The sequence below is a fragment of the Limnohabitans sp. genome (assembly GCF_046052825.1).
Lineage (GTDB): Bacteria > Pseudomonadota > Gammaproteobacteria > Burkholderiales > Burkholderiaceae_C > Limnohabitans.
In genome coordinates, this window is sequence record NZ_JAVLFP010000096.1 from 1 (window position 1) to 18,632 (window position 18,632).

Sequence of the window (18,632 nt, forward strand, 5' to 3'; positions counted from 1 at the left end):
ATCGGCAAACGGCATGAAGCGCGTGCCATAAGCCGTCAGCCAGCGAGGGACCGGGATGTGCAGTTTCATGCGCGTGTCCACTCCCAAGCCTGGGAGGTGTAAAAGCCCCGCGCCACACGCTGCATGCGCGCGTCTGTCCAGGGCCGCAAATGACTTTGCGACTGCATACGCCGCAGCAGGTCGGCATGCGCGACGGGAGAGAGCGAGGGCGAGCGGTCGCTGCGCGGAAACAAGCGGCCCGCGCTGTGCATCAAGGCCAGCAGTGGCGTGCGTGGCGCGAAGGTGAAGGCCATCGAGGTGCGTGTGCGTTGTGCCAAGCCGGCCAGCGCTTGGGCAATGTGCTCGCTGTCGTAGTGGATGAGCGAGTCCATGCACACCACATGGTCAAACTCGCCCAAGTCAGGACTGAGCATGTCGCCCGACAAAAACTGCACCGAACCAGGCAGGCGAGGGTGCTCTGCGGCCATGCGTTCGGCGGCCAGTTTGACCAGCGTGGGCGACAGGTCAATCGCCACCACCTCGGCACCGCGCAGCGCGGCTTGCAAGGCCAGTGCCCCAGTGCCGCAACCGGCATCGAGCACACGCAGGCCGTGCATGTCTTGCGGCAACCACGACAGCAGCGTTTCGCGCATGGTGTCGCGCCCGGCGCGCACGGTGGCGCGGATGCGCCCCACCGGCTCATTCGAGGTCAGGCGGGCCCAGGCGTCGGCGGCTGTGCGGTCGAAGTAGTGTTCGATTTGGCTGCGGCGTTGTTCGTAGGCGGTGGTGTTCATGGCTTGGTTCTCAGGTTTGAAGATCAATCAAAACCCAGCAGGTCAAAAATGTCGCGGTCTTTCATGGGCACCGAGGGCAGGGGGTCTGAACCCAGCCACAGCGAGGCGGCCAAGCGCATGTACTCGTCTTGCACCGCTTGAACGGCAGGGCTGGACTCAAGCTCGAACAGCGTGCACTTTTTGAGACGGCTTTTGCGGATTTCGTCGAGCATGGGAAAGTGCGCCATGGTTTTGAGGCCCACCACGGCGTTGTATTTGTCGATTTGGTCGGTGGCGTCGCTGCGGTTGGCGATCACACCGCCCAAGCGCACGTTGTAGTTTTTGGCTTTGGCACCAATGGCTTGGACGATGCGGTTCATGGCGAAGATCGAGTCAAAGTCGTTGGCGGTCACGATCAAGGCGCGGTCGGCGTGTTGCAGCGGTGCGGCAAAGCCGCCGCAGACCACATCGCCCAACACGTCAAAGATCACCACATCGGTGTCTTCGAGCAGGTGGTGTTCTTTGAGCAGCTTGACGGTTTGGCCCACCACATAGCCGCCACAGCCGGTGCCTGCGGGCGGGCCACCGGCTTCGACACACATGACGCCGTTGTAGCCCTTGAAGACGAAGTCATCGAGGCGCAACTCTTCGGCATGGAAGTCCACAGTTTCGAGCGCATCGATCACCGTGGGCATGAGCTTTTTGGTCAGCGTGAACGTGGAGTCGTGCTTGGGGTCGCAGCCGATTTGCAGCACCCGCTTGCCCAATTTGCTGAACGCCACCGACAGGTTGGACGAGGTGGTGCTTTTGCCAATGCCCCCCTTGCCATAAATGGCGAAGACCTTGGCGTTGCCAATCTTGACGGACGGGTCCATTTGGACCTGTACGCTGCCTTCACCGTCGGCTCCTCGGCTGCGCTGGATGCTCTGCACCGGAATGCTGGTGGTTTCGATCATGCTGGGAGTCCTTCATGTATGCCTTCAAGGCGGTCTTCAAGTTCTTCACCCGCCCGCAGCAAGGCGGACAAGGTTTCGGCGTCGGGTTGCCAGTACTGGCGGCGGGTGGCTTCCACCAAGCGGTTGGCCAATTTGACCGAGGCGGTGGGGTTGAGCTGGGCCATGCGTTCGCGCATGGCCGGGTCGAGCACAAAGGTTTGGGCCAGTTGTTGGTAGACCCAAGGCTGAACCTGTCCGGTGGTGGCGGACCAACCCATGGTGTTGGTGAGGTGGGCTTCGATTTGGCGAACGCCTTCGTAGCCGTGTTGCAACATGCTTTCGTGCCACTTGGGGTTGAGCATGCGGCTGCGGGTTTCGAGGGCCACTTGTTCGGTCAGGCTGCGCACCACGCCCTCGCCTTGGGTTTGGTCGCCAATGAAGACCGGTGGGGCTTCGGCAGCGTTGCCGTCACGCTGGTGTTTGGCTTGCAGCACTGCGCGGCTGATGCCACCCAGGGTGTCAAAGTAGGTGTCGATGCTGGTCACGCCCAGCTCCACCGAGTCCAGGTTTTGGTAGGTCAGCGACACGCTGGCCAAGGCGCTTTGCAGCACGGCGGTGTTGCGCACCGGACGGCCTTCACGGCCGTAGGCAAAGCCTTTGCGTTGGGTGAAGGCGTCGCCCAGTTCGTTTTCGTTGTCCCAGCAACTGCTGTCGATCAGGTGGTTGATGTTGGTGCCATAGGCCCCTTCAGTGTTGCCGAACACGCGCAGCGAGGCACATTCCAGCGTGCTGCTTTCGTGCTCAGCCATGAAGGCCAGCGCATGCTTGCGGATGAAGTTTTGCTCAGCAGGTTCGTCAGCACTGGCGGCGAGAAAAGAGGCTTCGGCCAGCAGGCGGATTTGCATGGGCAGCAGGTCGCGGAAGATGCCCGAGAGGGTGATGACCACGTCAATGCGGGGGCGTCCGAGCTGGGCCAGCGGTACCAGGCTGGCCCCGGCCAAACGACCGTAGCTGTCAAAGCGCGGTGCTGCGCCCATCAAGGCCAAGGCTTGGGCCAATGGGCCGCCTTCGGTCTTGAGGTTGTCGGTGCCCCACAGCACCATGGCCACGGTCTCTGGCAGGGCTTGGTGGTCTTGTGCATAGCGGGCCAGCAGTTTGTCGGCCTGACGCTGGCCGTCGAGCACAGCAAAGGCCGAGGGCATGCGAAACGGGTCCAGGCCATGGAGGTTGCGTCCGGTGGGCAACACATCGGGGTTGCGAATCAGGTCGCCGCCGGGTGCAGGCTGCAAGTAGCGGCCGTCCAGCGCACGCATGAGGCCTTGCATTTCGTGGTCTTCGCCCAGCAGTCGGTTGGTGCGCACCAGTTGGCGCAATGACTCGGCTTGCGCGGTGTCATGGGTGGACAGGCGGGCGCTGAGCTCGGCTTCGCTGGCCCCGTCGACCAAAGCCTCCATCAAGTCGCTGTGGCTGTCGTGTTGTGTCAAGCCCATGGCGTCTGCCATGACCTTGAGGGTTTGCAGCCGCTGGGTGCGGGTGGGCGCTTGGCCCATGACGTGCAGTCCCTCGGGGATGAGGGCGTATTCAAGCTCCAGCAATTGGTGTTGCAGCGACTCAATCCAGTGGGCGTTGTCAGTGTCTGATGCTGGGTTGAAGTCGGCGGGTACAGCCAGGTCGATGCCCTGGGCTTGTGCATGGATCAGCTCGACGAGGCTGCTGCGGTCTTGGGCCTGATCGGGGCCCATTTGTTGCCAACGCTCGATGGACTGTTGCAGGTTGACGAGTTCTTTGTACAGGCCTGAATGGGTCAGCGACGGTGTGAGGTAGCTGACCAAGGTGGCGGCGCCCCGGCGCTTGGCCAGTGCGCCCTCAGACGGGTTGTTGGCGGCATACAGGTACACATTGGGCAGGGCGCCAATCAGGCGGTCGGGCCAGCATTGGGCCGACAAGCCAGTTTGTTTGCCGGGCATGAATTCGAGGGCACCGTGGGTGCCAAAGTGCAGCACCGCATCGGCGGCATAGTCGTCGCGCAGGTAGCGGTAAAACGCGCTGAAGGCATGGGTCGGGGCGCAGCCGGTTTCAAACAACAAGCGCATCGGGTCGCCTTCATAGCCAAAGCCCGGTTGCACGGTGACCACCACTTGACCAAAGGCCGCGCCCAAGATGAACAGCGACTGCCCGTTGGTCAGGTGCTTGCCGGGCGCCGGGCCCCACTGGGCTTCGATCTCTGACAGCCAGCGTTCGTGGCGCACATGCTGAGCGGTGTCCATGGCATGCAGCACATTGGCTTGGGTGCCGTATTGGCTGGCGTTGCCTTGCAGCAAGCGCTCGCGCAAGTCGTCCACGCTGTCGGGCAAGTCGACCTGGTAGCCTTCGACCGACAGGCGCTGCAAGGTGTTGAAGAGCGACTGGAACACCGACAAATACGCGGCTGTGCCCACGCTGCCCGCATTGGGCGGGAAGTTGAACAGCACGATGGCCAGTTTGCGCTCTGCACGCGGCTTGTTGCGCAGGCCCACCAAGCGCGCCACGCGTGAACTGAGCATGTCGGTGCGCTCGGTGCAGGTGAACATGTCTTGGCTGCGTGGGCCGCTGGGGAAGGTGCAGTGTTTGTCGCAGCCGGTGCAGGTTTGTCCGGCAGGGCCCGGGCGTCCGCCGTAGACCATGGGCAAGATGGAGCCGTCGAGTTCAGGAATGGCCACCATGATGGTGTTTTCCACGGGCAGCAGGCCGCGTGTGGAGCCGCCCCATTGTTCGATGGACTGGAACTCCAGCGGGTGTGCGGCGATGTAGGGCACATCGAGTTCGCTCAAAGCCACTTCGGCGGCGCTGGCGTCGTTGTAGGCAGGGCCTCCGACCAATGAGAAGCCTGTGAGTGAGACGAGCGACTGGATATTGGAGTGACCGCTTTGCTTGAAAAAGCGGTCCATGGCGGGGCGCGCATCCAAACCACTGGCAAAGGCAGGAATCACGCGCAGACCACGTGCTTGGAGCGAGGTGATGACGGCGTCGTAATGCGCGGTGTTGCCGGCCAGCAGGTAAGAGCGCAACAACAACAGGCCCACGGCAGGCTGGTCTTTGCGACCATGGCCGGGCAAGTCGCTCAGGTGCTCGCTGATGCGATTTTTCATCTGAGGGTGGTACAGGCCCACCTCGGGGTATTCGATCGGGTCTTCGGGCAGGGCCAGAGCGCGCAAAGGCTCGCGTGGTCCTTGGGCATACCGGTGCACCAGGGTTTTGACCAGGTTTTCAATGTTGTGTTCAGAGCCCGCCAGCCAATAGCGCATGGTCAAAAAGAACAGGCGTAAATCCTGTGCTGTGCCCGGGATGAAGCGCAGCAGCTTGGGCAGGCGGCGCAGCATGGCCATTTGCTTGGCCCCTGCGTTCGAGGGCGCGCCTTTGTCTTCGCCCGTGTCTGGGTTTTTGGCGCTGGGGCGCAGTTTTTTGAGCAAGGCCATCAGACCGCTGGACTCGCGGCCCATGATCAGTTTGCCCATGCGTGTGAGTTGCGTGACCTGCGGTGCCGACATGATGCAGACCATCGCATCGCAAGCGGCGCGGCGCGCCTGCAGGGCGTCGAGCACAGGCAGGAAATGGTCTTCCATGAACAACATGGTGACGATGACGATGTCGGCTTGCGCAATGGCGCTCAGGCACGCGGCCAGGGCGTTGTCACTGTCCCGCCAGGCCGATGCGCTGTGCATTTGCAGCTGCAGGCCCGGCACGTCTGTGGCCAGCCGCTCTGCGGCATGTTGGGCGGCGCTGGCCAAATGGTTGTCCATGGTCAACAACACCACGTTCATGCGTGGTGTGTTGGCTGGGGCCTGTTTAGCGGCTGTAATGGGCTTTGGCATCGTAGAGCGTCTCCACGGTGATGGTTGCAACACCCAGGTCTTGGGCAAATCGTTCGGTGTTGCGACGTGCTTTGCCGCGCACAAAGAACGGAATCTTGCCGAGTTCCTTCTCAGCTTCAATGCTCCAAGTGGCTTGGTTCGAAGCCGCTTGGGTGGTGAGAAGATTTGCAGACGTGCCGGACAGAGGGGGCGCGCTGGATGGGATCGGTGTCACCGCCGTGTGAGCCTGTGGTGGCGCGGGGAGGGGTGGACTGATGTCCGCTGCAGGTCGGGTGCTGCCAAGGTGAGAAGGGGCGGCGCCAGCGTGGAACTCAAAGTCTTCGCGGAACATGCCGATCAGGTGTTCTTCCAGGCCCATCATCAGCGGATGCACCCAGGTGTCAAACAGCACATTGGCACCTTCGAAACCCATTTGCGGGGCGTAGCGGGCCGGGAAGTCTTGCACATGAACAGGCGCTGAAATCACCGCACACGGAATGCCCTGGCGTTTGGCGATGTGGCGTTCCATTTGCGTGCCCAAAATCAACTCGGGTTGCAGCGCCTGGATTTGGTCTTCCACTTCAAGGTAGTCGTCGGTGATCAGCGCTTCGATGCCCAGACCTTTGGCGCAGTCGCGCACCTCGCGGGCGAATTCGCGGCTGTAGGTGCCCAAACCCACCACCTCAAAGCCCATTTCTTGGCTGGCGATGCGCGCTGCTGCCACCGCATGCGTGGCGTCGCCGAAGATGTACACGCGCTTGCCGGTCAGATAAGTCGAATCGACCGACTTGGCGTACCACGTGGCATGTGCGTTGTCGGGGTCTTGTGCAGGCTGAGTCAAGCCGGTGAGCGCGCAGACCTCGGCGATGAAGTCGCGGGTGGCACGGCTGCCCAAGGGCACGGTTTTGGTGAAGGGCTGGTCAAACTGGCGCTGCAACCACTGCGCGGCACTCAAGCCGATTTCGGGGTAGAGGACCACGTTGAAATCGGCGTCAGCCAGCTTTTGGATGTCGGCCACGCAGGCATTGAGCGGCGCCACCACGGCCACGTCAACGCCCAGTTGGTTCAACAGTTGGGTGATTTCTTTGACATCGTCGCGGTGGCGAAATCCCAGAGCGCTGGGGCCCAGGATGTTGCAAGTCGGGCGGGCCTTGGGCTGACGCTCGGTGGGCTTGTGCACCAAGTGTCGGCAGAGCTGGTAAAAAGTCTCGCTGGCGCCCCAGTTCTCTTTGCGTTGGTAAGACGGCAGCTCCAGTGCCACCACGGGGATGGGCAGTTGCAGCGCTTGGGCCAAGCCACCCGGGTCGTCTTGAATCAGCTCGGCGGTGCACGATGAACCGACCAGCATGGCGGCGGGCTTGAAACGTGCCACGGCCTGCCGTGCTGCGTCTTTGAAGAGCTCGGCGGTGTCACCCCCAAGATCGCGCGCTTGAAAGGTGGTGTAGGTCACGGGTGGGCGACGTGGCAGCCGCTCAATCATGGTGAACAACAAGTCGGCGTAGGTGTCGCCCTGCGGCGCGTGCAGCACGTAGTGCACATCGCGCATGGCAGTGGCCACGCGCATGGCGCCAACGTGGGGCGGTCCTTCGTAAGTCCAGAGCGTCAATTGCATGGTGTGTTCCTGCGCTTTCAGGCGGCCAGCTTCATGCGGCGTTTGAGTGGGCGGCTGAACAGGCCGGCCAGATCGGCGGCTTGTTCGTAACCCTGAATGGGCGTGAAGACCAATTCGATGGCCCACTTGGTGGTGATGCCCTCGGCTTCCAAGGGGTTGGCCAGTCCTAAGCCGCACACCACCAGATCGGGCGCGTCGGCCAGGCAGCGTTCGAGTTGGCGGTCCACATCTTGGCCTTCGCTGATGCGGGTGCCTTGGGGGAGCCAAGCCAACTCAGGCGCCATGTGTTGGCGGTGCAAATAAGGCGTGCCGACTTCGACCAAGTCCATGCCCAGTTCGCGGTGCACGAAGCGCGCCAGTGGAATTTCGAGTTGTGAGTCGGGAAAGAAAAAGATGCGTTGTCCTTGCAACATTTGGCGTTGAACAGCCAAGGCTTTTTCGGCCCGTTGGCGCGGCGCGGCAGTGGCACTTTCAAACACCTCAGGGGCGACGCCAAATGCACTGGCTGCGGCTTGCAGCCAAGCCGTGGTGCCTTCGACGCCGAGCGGGAAAGGGGCTGGCAGGTGTTGCGCGCCGCGGGATTGCAAAGCCCGCGCGGTGTCAGCCAAAAAGGGCTGGGCCAACAAGAAACGGGTGTTGGCCCCCACCGCTGGCATGGCTTGGCTGTTGCGTGGCGGGAAAAAGTTGACTTGCAAGCCCATGCGCTCGATCAGGCTGCGCAGTTGGTCTTCGACCACATCGGCCAGGGTGCCAACCACCATCAGCGCAGGCGCTGTGGCGCTGGAGACGGGCAAGCCGGGCACCATGGCGGCCAGGCAAGCGTCTTCGCCTTGGGTGAAGGTGGTTTCGATGCCACTGCCCGAGTAGTTCAGCACACGCACTGCGGGATGGTGGATTTGATTTTGCCGTTCAGCGGCACGCGACAGGTCGAGCTTGATCACCTCCGACGGGCAAGAACCCACCAGAAACAACAAGCGGATGTCAGGGCGGCGTGCCAGCAGTTGGCTGACCACCCGGTCGAGTTCATCGTGCACATCGGCCAGGCCTGCGAGGTCACGCTCATCGATGATGGCTGTGCCAAAGCGCGGTTCAGCAAAAATCATCACACCCGCAGCCGACTGAATCAGATGTGCGCAGGTGCGCGAGCCGACCACCAAGAAGAAAGCATCTTGGATTTTTCGATGCAACCAAATGATGCCAGTGAGACCGCAAAAGACTTCACGCTGACCGCGTTCCACAAGTGGGATGACGTCGGCACAGCCAGAGGTTTCGGCTCGAATTGGAATGACACTGCTCATGTGTTCACCTGTGCACCCGTCAAGGATGAAATGGGGTTGGTTTTTTGCAGCCGCGCCATGCGCAACTTGCGGATGTATTGCGCGGCGTTGGTGCCATAGGTCAGGTAGGCGGCCAGTGCCAGCAACAATTGGTCGTTGGGGCTCCACAGTCCTTGCCACCAGACCCACAGGTACGCGGTGTGAAGTGCCAAGACGACCATGCTGACCACGTCTTCCCAGAAAAAAGCAGGGGCAAACAGGTATTGGCCAAAGACCACTTTTTCCCAAATGGCGCCGGTGATCATGATGGCGTAGAGCACCAAGGTCTTGATCACCACCGAACCCAACGCCCAATCGGTGTGTTCGCCGGTTTGCAGGCTTTGCACTACCAAGTAAAGGCTGATGAGAAAAACCAAAAATTGCACGGGTGCCAACACGCCCTGCACCCAGGTCCAAGCTGTCGCATCACGCCGAGCGCGCTGCGCTGGCGTGTACAAAAGCTGGGTGTCGGGTGAGAGCATGTAGAACCTTCTCGAGGGGTTATGTTTTGAATGAATGTAAGTCCAGAGTTGCGATGTGTCAACATCAATTGACATTAATTGTGTTATCTAGGGTTTACACTTAAGAAAAGTCACGGGAATCTCATCACACTCTGTTCTGTGTTGTGCTGTGGCGTGTGTGCCGCCGTTCGATGCAGCTCTTGCGTCAAGCGCGCTGATGTGTGGCGCGTGCTGCCGTTGGTGTTTCAATTTGATGATGGGTAGGTGCGATGGCGCAATTCAATACGGACAAAATCCAAACCCCGTCTCAGGCGGTTGGCCAGGCCACCCTGATGCCGCAGGCTTTGCGGCTGGGGCAACCTGTGGGCCCACGCCTCGTCGGGGGCACAACATTCATCGGTAAGTCTGGCTTGGACTCGGTGCAGGTTCAGATCCTGGCGCAGGCTTGCTTACAAGGGCTAGATGCTGCGAGGCAGGTGGTTTTTGGTTGGCAAAGGCAGGGGCAGTCGCTGGCCGATATCTATGTGCGTGGCATTGCGCCTTGTGCACGTTTGGTCGGCGAGTGGTGGAGTGCGGATCGGTTGGATTTCGGCATGACCACCATCGTGTCAACGCATTTGCAGCAGCTTTTGTATGACTTCAGCGCGGAGTTTTTGCAGGAGGCCCCACAGCCACGCAATGGGTGGAGCTTGCTGTTGATGACTGAGCCAGCTGCCCAGCACAGCATGGGGCTGTTCATGCTCAGCGAGTTTTTCAAACAAGCTGGCTGGGCGGTGACCCTAGGCGTGCCTCAGGACGTGGCTGAGTTCAAGCGACTGTGGCAGGCAGATTGGTTTGACGCGGTGGGGGTGTCGGTCAGTTCCGACCGACATATCGAAACCCTTGGGACGGTGCTGACGCAACTCAAGGGAAGTTCGGTCAATTTGAATGTGCGTCTTTTTGTGGGTGGCCCCATGGCACTGCTGGATCCTTCAAAGCTGGCAGGTATACCCGCCGAGGTGGTGGCACTCGATGCCATTGCAACGGTTCAAAGGATCACACAAAGCATGTCAGCCAAGCCCGTTCAGACCGATGGTGTCAGGGCCGAGTGAATGCACGACACACACTTGACAGAATTTGTCGCTAAGTTGATCTTGATGAGTCGTATACTGACATGACAAATTTAAGTGTCAACTTTTTGATTCTTAAACACCCTTGGTTTACAACATGAAGCTTCCGACTTTGGACTCGTCCACCTTCTCCCAATTGCTGGGGGTTGTGTCAGATGTCACCTTGGTGATGGATGCTCAGGGGGTGATTGAAGACGTCTCCACAGGGCAAGACAAGTTGGCTTCGCTGGGGTGTCAGACTTGGATCGGTCGGCGCTGGATGGACACCGTCACCAGCGAAAGCAGGATCAAAATTCAAGACATGCTCAAGTCGCAAGGGGCCCCCGACCTGATGCGCTGGCGCCATGTCAACCACCTCACACCCTTGGGCAGCGAAGTGGCCTTGCAGTACGTGGTGTTGCCATTGGGCGCGGGCAAATTGCTGGCCATGGGCCGTGACTTGGAGAGCTTGGCTGAGTTACAGCGCCGCTTGGTGGAAACGCAACAGTCGATGGAGAGGGACTATTTGCGCTTGCGCCACATTGAGGCCCGCTACCGCGTTTTGTTTGACACCTCGCCTGAAGCGGTGTTGGTGGTCGACGCCAGCACACAGCGGGTGTTGGAAGCCAACCTGGGTGCCCAATCGCTGCTCAAAGATGCGGGCAAGCGTTTGGTGGGGCGCGATGTGCGCGAATGTTTTGATGGCGAAAGTCAGTCTGACGTGCAGTCTCTGCTGCGCATGGCTTTGGCCACGGGGCGTATCGAGATGTGCGCTGCCCGCGTGGCAGGTTTGAGCGCGCCTTGGACGGTTTCTGCCACGGTGTTCAGGCAAGAGGGCGGAGCGCAGTTTCTGGTGCGCTTGGTCAGTCGCGAGGCTGTGGTGGAGCCGCGTCATGACCCTCATTCATCGATTGCACTCAGTGAAGCGATGGCGCATTTTCCAGACGGTTGGCTGCTGACCGACAACACAGGTGCGATCAAAAGCGTCAATGAAGAAGGCATGGCCTTGCTTGGTTTGACGGCATCTTCTCAGGTGGTGGGTCAGAACATGGAGCGCTGGCTGTTGCGTGGGGCGGTCGATTGGGGTGTGCTCCAAACCAGCTTGCGTCAGCAACTGCCCGTGCGTAATTTCGCCACCGAGGTGCGAACCCTCTCCGGCATGACGTTGCCCGTCGAGGTCTCGGCCATCAGCCTCGCGCAGCCCGAGCCGATGTACGTCTTCTTTGTGCGCGACATGCACCGCAGGCTGCAAGCAACTGCGTCAACGTCGCAAAATCAGGCCCATCCGTTTGCCGACTTGTCACAGTTGGTGGGGCGTCGCCCCATCAAAGACATCGTCGGTGAAACCGTGGATACGATTGAGCGCATGTGCATTGAAACGGCGCTGGAGTTGACCCACAACAACCGGGCTTCTGCGGCAGAAATGCTGGGCTTGTCGCGTCAAAGTCTTTATGTCAAGCTGCGCCGGTTTGGCATGGTTGCTGAGGCTGAAGTTGACAATTCCTGAATGGTGTCAATTTAAATTTATATTTGGTGTCAACCCTAGTTGACATTTGAGGGCGCTTCATCACAATGCGGGTATGAACACCCCGCCCATCGCTTTGAACCCGCCTCGCAAACGTCCTGCGCTGGGCACGGTGGCCGAGCTCCTCAAACCCATCACCTGGTTTCCGCCCATGTGGGCTTTTGCCTGCGGTGTGGTGGCGTCGGGTCAGGACATCGGTGCGCATTGGGGGCTGTTGCTTCTTGGGTTGGTTCTCACGGGCCCTTTGGTGTGTGCCAGCAGTCAAGCCGTCAACGACTGGTTTGACCGCCACGTCGACGCCATCAATGAGCCCCATCGCCCCATACCGTCGGGTCGCATGCCCGGTCGCTGGGGCTTGGGGATTGCGGTGGGTTGGACTTTGCTGTCCTTGCTCTGGGCCACGCTCATGGGGCCATGGGGCTTTGCGGCTTGCGGGCTGGCGATCGCTTTGTCCTGGGCCTACAGCGCGCCTCCCCTTCGATTGAAAAAAAATGGCTGGTGGGGCAATGCTGCCTGTGGGCTGAGCTACGAAGGGTTGGCTTGGTTGACGGGGACGGCTGTGATGCTGGGGGGGGCTTGGCCAGGGCCGCATTCTTTGGCGCTGGCGTTGCTTTACAGCGTGGGGGCGCACGGCATCATGACGCTCAATGATTTCAAGGCCATTGAAGGTGATCTGCGCATGGGCATTGCTTCACTGCCTGCACAGCTGGGCGCCAAGGGCGCCGCACGGGTGGCCTGTTGGCTGATGGTGATGGCGCAGTTGGCTGTGGTGATGCTGTTGGCTTTTTGGCAATTGCCTTGGCACGCCACCGCAGTGCTGGTGCTGACCCTGGCGCAGTGGCCACTGATGGTGAAATTTTTACAACACCCCGTTGAGCGGGCCTTGCATGTCAGCGCCTTTGGCGTGCCGATGTTTGTCACCGGAATGATGGTCAGCGCTTGGGGTCTGCGGCAATTACAGCCCTTGCAACAACTCTTGGAGGCCACATGAGCACTTCTGGTTTTGGTTGGTTCCAGATCGTCCGCTTGGGTCTGATTCAGGCCTGCTTGGGTGCGGTGGTGGTGGTGACCACGTCCACGCTGAACCGCATCATGGTGGTGGAGTTGGCGCTTCCCGCTGTGTTGCCTGGTTTTTTGGTGGCTTGGCATTACGCCGTTCAAATGGTGCGTCCGCGCATGGGCTTTGGGGCCGACAAAGGCCGGCGCTGCACCCCCTGGATGATGGGCGGCATGCTGGTGCTGGGTGTGGGCGGCGTGATGGCTGCTGCGGCCACGGTCTGGATGGCCAAGCAACCTGTGTATGGCACCTTGCTGGCCTTGCTGTCGTTCAGCCTGATCGGTCTGGGCGTCAGTGCTTGTGGCACGTCCCTGCTGGCGTTGATGGCCAAGCAAGTGCCCGAAGATCGGCGTGCACCCGCTGCGACCGCGGTCTGGATGATGATGATTTTGGGCTTTGCCGTCACGGCCGGTGTGGTGGGCAAGTTGATCGATCCCTACAGTCCGCAGGTGTTGTTGCAAGTCTCCGCAGCTCTGAGTGGTTTGACCGCTGTGATCACTGCGCTGTGTTTGTGGGGCCTAGAGAAAACGCCAGCGCTCGGCCTGTCGGTGCCTGTGCCTGAGGCAAGTGTGCAAGGGCCACAACAAAATTTCAAACAAGCCTTGCAAGAGGTCTGGCGCGAGCCGGTAGCCCGCACCTTCACGGTCTTTGTCTTCATGTCCATGCTGGCCTACAGCGCGCAAGATTTGATTCTTGAGCCGTTTGCTGGCGCGGTACATGGGTTCTCTCCGGGGCAGACCACGCAGCTCTCCGGTTGGCACCACATGGGTGTGTTGATCGGCATGCTGGCTGTGGCGGGTGCTGGCTCACGTTGGGTGGCCGGACGACTTGGCACGGTGCCTGCCTGGATGGTGGGGGGGTGCCTGATGTCGGCCTTGGCCACCGTGGGCCTGTGCAGTGCGGCGATGGCAGAAGGCTGGCCGCTTCAAGCCAATGTGGTGTTTTTGGGTGTGGCCAACGGCGCGTTTTCAATCGCCGCCATTGCCACCATGATGCGCTTAGCGGGTGAGGGCGGGCCTGGGCGTGAAGGCACGCGCATGGGCTTGTGGGGTGCTGCCCAAGCCGCAGCCTTTGGCCTGGGTGGTTTGCTGGGCACGGCGGCCAGCGACTTGGCCCACGTCCTCCTGGGCGAACAACGCATGGCTTATGCGGCTGTGTTTGGCATGCAAGCGCTCATGTTTGCTGCGTCGGCTGCACTGGCTTTGCGCTTGCGCGACGGTGCGGCAAAACGTGAACACTTGCAATTTGATACGGTTTTATTGCTGAAAGGCGGGTCTCGCACATGAACTACACCAATTACGATTTCGTTGTGGTGGGCGGTGGCCCATCGGGTGCGACGGCGGCTCACGACTTGGTGCGTGAAGGTTGGCGGGTTTTGTTGATAGACCGCCAAGGTCGAACCAAGCCTTGCGGGGGGGCGATTCCGCCGCGCCTGATCCAAGACTTTGACATTCCAGACCATTTGCTGGTGGCCAAGGTGCGCTGCGCCCGCATGATTTCGCCCGCTGACAACAAGGTGGATATCCCCATCGACAACGGCTTTGTGGGCATGGTGGACCGCGATGAGTTCGATGAGTTCTTGCGCGCGCGCGCTGCGCAATCGGGCGTGGTGCGCTGCCAGGCGATTTTTGACAAGATCGAGCACGATGAAAACGGTCAGTTGTGGGTTTACTACACACCTGTCACGGCCAAAGAGCATGCAGCCAGCCAACCTGCCAAGCCTTTCAAAGTCAGCACGCGCATGGTGGTGGGGGCCGATGGTGCCCGCTCGGAAGTGGCGCGCCAAGCCATTCCCAATGCGCACAAAACCAAATATGTGTTCGCGTACCACGAGATCATCGAGTCGCCGGTGGGTCAACCTGGTTATGACGCCGCGCGCTGTGATGTCTACTACCAAGGCGAGGTCTCGCCCGACTTTTACGGTTGGGTGTTCCCGCACGGCAAGACCATGAGTGTGGGCATGGGCAGTGCCGACAAAGGGTATTCGCTGCGCAGTGCCACCGCGCGGCTGCGAGAAATTGCCGGACTGACCCAAGCGCCCACCTTGCGACGTGAGGGCGCACCGATCCCACTCAAACCTTTGCCTCAATGGGACAACGGTCGCGATGTGGTGGTCGTAGGCGATGCCGCCGGTGTGGTGGCCCCCTCATCGGGTGAAGGCATTTACTACGCGATGGATTGCGCCAGGCGCGTGGCCCAAGCAGCACACCAGGCCTTGAAAACAGGCAACAGCGCCCACCTCAAGCAAGGCCGCAAAAGCTTCATGAAGCAGCACGGGCGTGTGTTTTGGATTTTGGGGGTGATGCAGTACTTCTGGTACCAGAGCGACCGTCGTCGTGAAAAGTTCGTCAAGATCTGTGAGGACCGCGATGTGCAGCGCTTGACCTTCGAGTCGTACATGAACAAGGAACTTGCGCGCAAGGATCCGATGGCGCATGTACGCATCTTCTTCAAGGACATGGCCCACTTGTTAGGGCTGGCGCGAACCTGATGCCCTGCACTGCGCAGGTCCAGGCCCAGGCCCGATCGGGATGGCGCAAATCCCGATCAAAATACCGCAGATGAACCGGCAAGCTTTTATTTCTCTGACGTTCGCTGTGGCTTTGAGCTATGCCACGGCCGGCGTGGGTGCAGCCTTGACAGATTTGGGGCCTTGGTACTTTGCGCTGCGGCAACCCGATTGGAAACCGCCAGACCCTGTCTTTGGGGTGATTTGGACCACCATCTTCACTTTGTGTGCCATCAGTGCTTGGTTGGCTTGGCAACGGGCTGACACGGTCACTTTGAAACGTCGTGTGGTGGGCTTATTTGTTGCCAATGCCCTGCTCAACATGGTCTGGAGTGCGTTGTATTTCAAGCTACAACGCCCGGATTGGGCGCTGGTGGAAGTGGTTTTTCTTTGGCTATCCATCTTGGCATTGATGGTGGGGCTGTGGCGGATTGCGCGCTTGGCCAGTCTGTTGGTGCTCCCTTACTGGGTCTGGGTCTCCATCGCAGCTGTCTTGAACCTTGAAACGGTTCGCCTCAATGGACCTTTTGCGGGCATTGCCTGAGTTTTTACCTGCTGCGGCATCAGGGTTACCACCTGGTTTGAGGGGCGTAAACACCTGTTCTCAGGGCCGATGGGCGCATTGCGGAGACACGGATGGGACAGGTCTAGGGTTTGCCATGCTTGAAAGATGAGGACAAAAAAATTACAAATGGGCCTGCAGCTGCGGATCGGAATGCTATGTCGCTGGCGGATTGACGCCCCGGTTTTCACCTTCCCCAGGGTGACGCGCAGTTGCTGCTAGGGACATATATGTCTGATTTCAATGGTTTGGGTGGTCAATCGAATGATTTCAAACCTGCTCGAAATCTGGAAGATGATTGCAAAGAATCTCTTCGGGCGGTGATCGAAAAGCAGATCATTCCGCGGTTGCTGAATGTTCAGCAATTCTTCATTGGCCAATCTAAATCTTTGGATGAGTCAGAGTTTGCGACGGAGCAACCTGCCTACGAAGAGTTCACGCAGTCTTGCTTGAACGGCGACTCGCTCAAGGCCAACGGCATCGTTGACGCCTTGATGGCCCATGGTTTGTCTCAGGAGCGGATTTTTCTGGAACTGATCACACCGGCTGCCCGGCAGTTGGGTGTTTTGTGGGAGCAAGACCTGTGTGACTTCACCCAAGTCACCTGCGGTCTAGCGATCATGCACCAGACGATTTATCGGTTGGGGTACGAGTCGCCATCCAGGCCCCGAGAAGAGGGAGACGCAGAGCGGATCATGCTGGTTTGTGCCCCGGGGTCCCAGCACTTTTTGGGTCTCACCATCGTGGCTGACTTTTTCAGAAAAGCCGGTGCCGAGGTGGTGCTGGAGATTTCATCCACCGAATCTGAATTGCTACGTGCGGTATCCAATGAGTGGTTCGATGTGGTGGGCATTTCGGTTGCGCTTGAAGCGCAATTGCAAGCGTTGCCCTCATTGATTCAACACCTGAAAGAAAACTCGGGCAATCCCAAAATCCGGGTGGTGCTTGGAGGCCCGATTTTTTTGCTCAAAGAGTTCAGTCCTCAGACCTTGGGGGCCGATGCCATCTTCACGGATGCCAGAGAAGCCGTGGGCGCTGTCAAGCGTTTGGTTCGTAGCAGTTGACGGGAGTGCTGACCTTCAAGCCCTCAACTTGAAAGACTCCAACGCGCAATCCATTGCGCTGTCCCCACTGGGTCTTGTTCGTGCGCCAAATGGCCGAGCTCGTTTTGAATGATTTTTTGTGCGTGAGGCATGCGTTGGCATGCGTCGTCGGCAAGGCTGGGTGGCACGGTCTGGTCGTTGCCTGCGATGGCCATGTAGACCGGATTTCGCAAGTCCTGCAAACGTGCAGCCAGGGGCTTGAGACGCCAAGCCGCCATCATCGACAACACCCCATGGACATGACCAGAGTTCCTGAGCACGCTGCTGTAAAGGTCAATGCCTTGCGCATCCAGTGTGGAGCCGGTGCGCTCAATCCAGCGTGACACGGCACCGGGTTGGGCTGCCATTTTGGCGGTGGCCCAGGCCGACAGCGGGTTGAGTTGGGCCAGTTTGGCGGCAGGACCAAACAACCACGAGGACACACCATGCAGTGGCAACCAGGCGGGGTTGAGCCCGATCAAGGTGCTGTGTGCCATGCTGTCGATGTTGAGCGCCATGTGCGCCGCAATGGCGGCCCCGGCAGAGTGGCCCACGATCACTTGTGGGGTGAGGTCGAGTTGTCGCATCAAGGCCCGCAGGCCCTCGCTCATGCCAGGCAGCGACAGGGTGCCTTCAGGTCCACGACCCGAGAAAGCGTGTCCGGGCAAATCGGGCGCAATCACCGTGAAATGTTCGGCCAACAAGGGCAGCAGGCCACGCCAGCTGAAGTTGCCGGAGCCGGTGCCGTGCAGCAGCAGCATGCAAGGGCCTTGCCCTAGTATTTGCACATGCCAGTCGATGGCACCTGCTTGCACAAAGCGGCTGTGTTGTGCGTGTGGCCACGTGTCCTTGTGTGCTGCCCACGACATGCCAGGGTAGAAGCTTTCATACATGTTGAAAACGGGAGGATGGACGGGGGGTGAAGGATCAGCTTGTCACCGATCGCAAGCGATCCATGCTCTGGGCCATGCGCTGCGCTTGTACGTGAGGCATGGGCAGGTAGTCCGCCCCCAAGGTGGCGGCGAGTTGCTGAGCTTGCGCGTCAGGTTGCATGCTGGTGTCGATCCACAAGGCGCGGTGGCCGCTGAGTTGCCATTGCTGGGCCCATATGTGCGCATCTGCCAGTGCCTGGGGGCGGCCACCCAGGCCTTGCAAGGTGACATTGGCGCGGCCATCACTGAGGACAACCAGAATGGGCGTGACACCTTGACGCTGCAGTTGCAAGCCCTGTTCATGGGCCATCTTGAGTGCCAGTGCCAGCGGTGTGCCCCCGCCGCCAGGCAAACCCGTCATGGCCCGCTTGGCGCGCACCAAGGAGCGCGTGGCAGGCAGCAGCAGTTGCGCCTGAGCGCCCCGAAAAGCCACGATGCACACACTGTCTCGGCGCGCGTAAGACTGTTGCAGCAGCAGCTCAACCGCGCCCTTGGCTTCGGCCAGGCGCTGCAGCGCCGCGGAGCCCGAGGCGTCAAGCGCCAAGATCAAACAACTCGATGAACGTTGTTGGTAACGCTGAATGTGAAAGTCCTCAGCCCGGATGAGCACGCCTCGTTTTGTGGGCGCGGCCGCCCCGCTGTGGTCCGCAGCAACGTGCCCAGCTTGGCGCAAACGTTGTCGGGGCGCAGCGGCTCGCAAGGTGGCCAGCACATGCAAGCGCGCGTGTCCCCCTGGTCGTCCGGGGCGCGGGGGCAGGGGTCTGCCGCGCTGTTGGCCTGCGCGTGCTTGGCCGCTGCGGCCCGAGGTGTTGCTTTGCCTTGAGCCTGCCTGCGTGACCAACGCGTCCAGCATGTGCGGCGGCAAACTGGCCAGGGCGGCAGCCACCATCATCTCTTGCAGGTCTTCTGCGCTGGGTTCAGGCGGCGAAGCCTCAGACCTGTCTCTTATACACATCTGACGCTGCCGACGA

General features: G+C 60.2%; 15 protein-coding genes. 7 read left to right on the forward strand and 8 right to left on the reverse strand.

What is annotated here, in order from left to right:
• Nucleotides 1–65: 65 nt before the first annotated feature.
• From bchM to bchF, 6 genes are read right to left on the reverse strand one after another with little or no spacing between them, the layout of a single operon-like run.
• Entirely contained in the window at nt 66–773 is a 708-nt protein-coding gene (bchM, locus tag ACKWJN_RS15315) for a magnesium protoporphyrin IX methyltransferase (RefSeq protein WP_408598322.1), read from the reverse strand.
• 23 nt (nt 774–796) lie between these two features.
• The gene (bchL, locus tag ACKWJN_RS15320) at nt 797–1,708 is read right to left on the reverse strand and encodes a ferredoxin:protochlorophyllide reductase (ATP-dependent) iron-sulfur ATP-binding protein (RefSeq protein ID WP_408598323.1); all 912 of its coding nucleotides are present in this window, start codon (nt 1,706–1,708) and stop codon (nt 797–799) included.
• Entirely contained in the window at nt 1,705–5,538 is a 3,834-nt protein-coding gene (locus ACKWJN_RS15325; RefSeq protein WP_408598325.1) for a magnesium chelatase subunit H, read from the reverse strand. The genes bchL and ACKWJN_RS15325 overlap by 4 nt, the downstream gene beginning before the upstream one ends.
• Complete coding sequence (gene bchB / locus ACKWJN_RS15330; RefSeq protein ID WP_408598326.1) at nt 5,513–7,129, reverse strand: ferredoxin:protochlorophyllide reductase (ATP-dependent) subunit B; 1,617 nt, start codon at nt 7,127–7,129, stop codon at nt 5,513–5,515. The genes ACKWJN_RS15325 and bchB overlap by 26 nt, the downstream gene beginning before the upstream one ends.
• Nucleotides 7,130–7,146: 17 nt before the next feature.
• The gene (locus ACKWJN_RS15335) at nt 7,147–8,427 is read right to left on the reverse strand and encodes a ferredoxin:protochlorophyllide reductase (ATP-dependent) subunit N (RefSeq protein ID WP_408598328.1); all 1,281 of its coding nucleotides are present in this window, start codon (nt 8,425–8,427) and stop codon (nt 7,147–7,149) included.
• Entirely contained in the window at nt 8,424–8,927 is a 504-nt protein-coding gene (gene bchF / locus ACKWJN_RS15340; RefSeq protein WP_408598329.1) for a 2-vinyl bacteriochlorophyllide hydratase, read from the reverse strand. Before bchF ends, ACKWJN_RS15335 begins: the two co-directional genes overlap by 4 nt.
• A 248-nt stretch (nt 8,928–9,175) precedes the next feature.
• On the opposite strand from bchF, the gene ACKWJN_RS15345 reads away from it, so the two are divergent.
• The 7 genes from ACKWJN_RS15345 (at nt 9,176) to ACKWJN_RS15375 (ending at nt 16,711) form a co-directional block, all read left to right on the forward strand.
• A complete protein-coding gene (locus ACKWJN_RS15345; protein WP_408598331.1) occupies nt 9,176–9,997 on the forward strand; it encodes a B12-binding domain-containing protein in 822 nt (273 codons plus the stop codon).
• Between the two features lie 115 nt (nt 9,998–10,112).
• Nucleotides 10,113–11,501: a transcriptional regulator PpsR gene (gene ppsR, locus ACKWJN_RS15350; protein WP_408598333.1), complete on the forward strand. Its 1,389-nt coding sequence runs from the start codon at nt 10,113–10,115 to the stop codon at nt 11,499–11,501.
• A gap of 73 nt (nt 11,502–11,574) precedes the next feature.
• Nucleotides 11,575–12,510 carry a chlorophyll synthase ChlG gene (gene chlG / locus ACKWJN_RS15355; protein ID WP_408598334.1) on the forward strand — a complete coding sequence of 312 codons (936 nt, stop codon included), beginning with the start codon at nt 11,575–11,577 and terminating at the stop codon, nt 12,508–12,510.
• Nucleotides 12,507–13,862 carry a BCD family MFS transporter gene (locus tag ACKWJN_RS15360; protein ID WP_408598335.1) on the forward strand — a complete coding sequence of 452 codons (1,356 nt, stop codon included), beginning with the start codon at nt 12,507–12,509 and terminating at the stop codon, nt 13,860–13,862. Before chlG ends, ACKWJN_RS15360 begins: the two co-directional genes overlap by 4 nt.
• Nucleotides 13,859–15,067, forward strand: a complete 1,209-nt coding sequence (locus ACKWJN_RS15365; RefSeq protein ID WP_408598337.1) for a geranylgeranyl diphosphate reductase — start codon at nt 13,859–13,861, stop codon at nt 15,065–15,067. Before ACKWJN_RS15360 ends, ACKWJN_RS15365 begins: the two co-directional genes overlap by 4 nt.
• 70 nt (nt 15,068–15,137) lie before the next feature.
• The gene (locus ACKWJN_RS15370; protein WP_408598338.1) at nt 15,138–15,629 is read left to right on the forward strand and encodes a TspO/MBR family protein; all 492 of its coding nucleotides are present in this window, start codon (nt 15,138–15,140) and stop codon (nt 15,627–15,629) included.
• 248 nt (nt 15,630–15,877) lie between these two features.
• Nucleotides 15,878–16,711 (forward strand): B12-binding domain-containing protein, encoded by an 834-nt coding sequence (locus tag ACKWJN_RS15375; RefSeq protein ID WP_408598339.1) that lies wholly within the window; start codon nt 15,878–15,880, stop codon nt 16,709–16,711.
• Between the two features lie 23 nt (nt 16,712–16,734).
• Here ACKWJN_RS15375 and bchO read toward each other — a convergent pair whose 3' ends face one another.
• Together bchO and ACKWJN_RS15385 are read right to left on the reverse strand one after the other, a co-directional pair.
• Complete coding sequence (bchO, locus tag ACKWJN_RS15380) at nt 16,735–17,598, reverse strand: alpha/beta fold hydrolase BchO (RefSeq protein WP_408598341.1); 864 nt, start codon at nt 17,596–17,598, stop codon at nt 16,735–16,737.
• Nucleotides 17,599–17,656: 58 nt separating this feature from the next.
• Nucleotides 17,657–18,632, reverse strand: a 976-nt coding sequence (locus ACKWJN_RS15385; RefSeq protein ID WP_408598343.1) for a VWA domain-containing protein, incomplete at its 5' end; no start/stop codon positions are given.

Bases quoted from the DNA above. Each gene is read 5' to 3' on its own strand.
- bchM (WP_408598322.1), bottom strand. From the start codon at position 773: ATGAACACCACCGCCTACGAACAACGCCGCAGCCAAATCGAACACTAC.
- bchL (WP_408598323.1), bottom strand. From the start codon at position 1,708: ATGATCGAAACCACCAGCATTCCGGTGCAGAGCATCCAGCGCAGCCGA.
- ACKWJN_RS15325 (WP_408598325.1), bottom strand. From the start codon at position 5,538: ATGCCAAAGCCCATTACAGCCGCTAAACAGGCCCCAGCCAACACACCA.
- bchB (WP_408598326.1), bottom strand. From the start codon at position 7,129: ATGCAATTGACGCTCTGGACTTACGAAGGACCGCCCCACGTTGGCGCC.
- ACKWJN_RS15335 (WP_408598328.1), bottom strand. From the start codon at position 8,427: ATGAGCAGTGTCATTCCAATTCGAGCCGAAACCTCTGGCTGTGCCGAC.
- bchF (WP_408598329.1), bottom strand. From the start codon at position 8,927: ATGCTCTCACCCGACACCCAGCTTTTGTACACGCCAGCGCAGCGCGCT.
- ACKWJN_RS15345 (WP_408598331.1), top strand. From the start codon at position 9,176: ATGGCGCAATTCAATACGGACAAAATCCAAACCCCGTCTCAGGCGGTT.
- ppsR (WP_408598333.1), top strand. From the start codon at position 10,113: ATGAAGCTTCCGACTTTGGACTCGTCCACCTTCTCCCAATTGCTGGGG.
- chlG (WP_408598334.1), top strand. From the start codon at position 11,575: ATGAACACCCCGCCCATCGCTTTGAACCCGCCTCGCAAACGTCCTGCG.
- ACKWJN_RS15360 (WP_408598335.1), top strand. From the start codon at position 12,507: ATGAGCACTTCTGGTTTTGGTTGGTTCCAGATCGTCCGCTTGGGTCTG.
- ACKWJN_RS15365 (WP_408598337.1), top strand. From the start codon at position 13,859: ATGAACTACACCAATTACGATTTCGTTGTGGTGGGCGGTGGCCCATCG.
- ACKWJN_RS15370 (WP_408598338.1), top strand. From the start codon at position 15,138: ATGAACCGGCAAGCTTTTATTTCTCTGACGTTCGCTGTGGCTTTGAGC.
- ACKWJN_RS15375 (WP_408598339.1), top strand. From the start codon at position 15,878: ATGTCTGATTTCAATGGTTTGGGTGGTCAATCGAATGATTTCAAACCT.
- bchO (WP_408598341.1), bottom strand. From the start codon at position 17,598: ATGTCGTGGGCAGCACACAAGGACACGTGGCCACACGCACAACACAGC.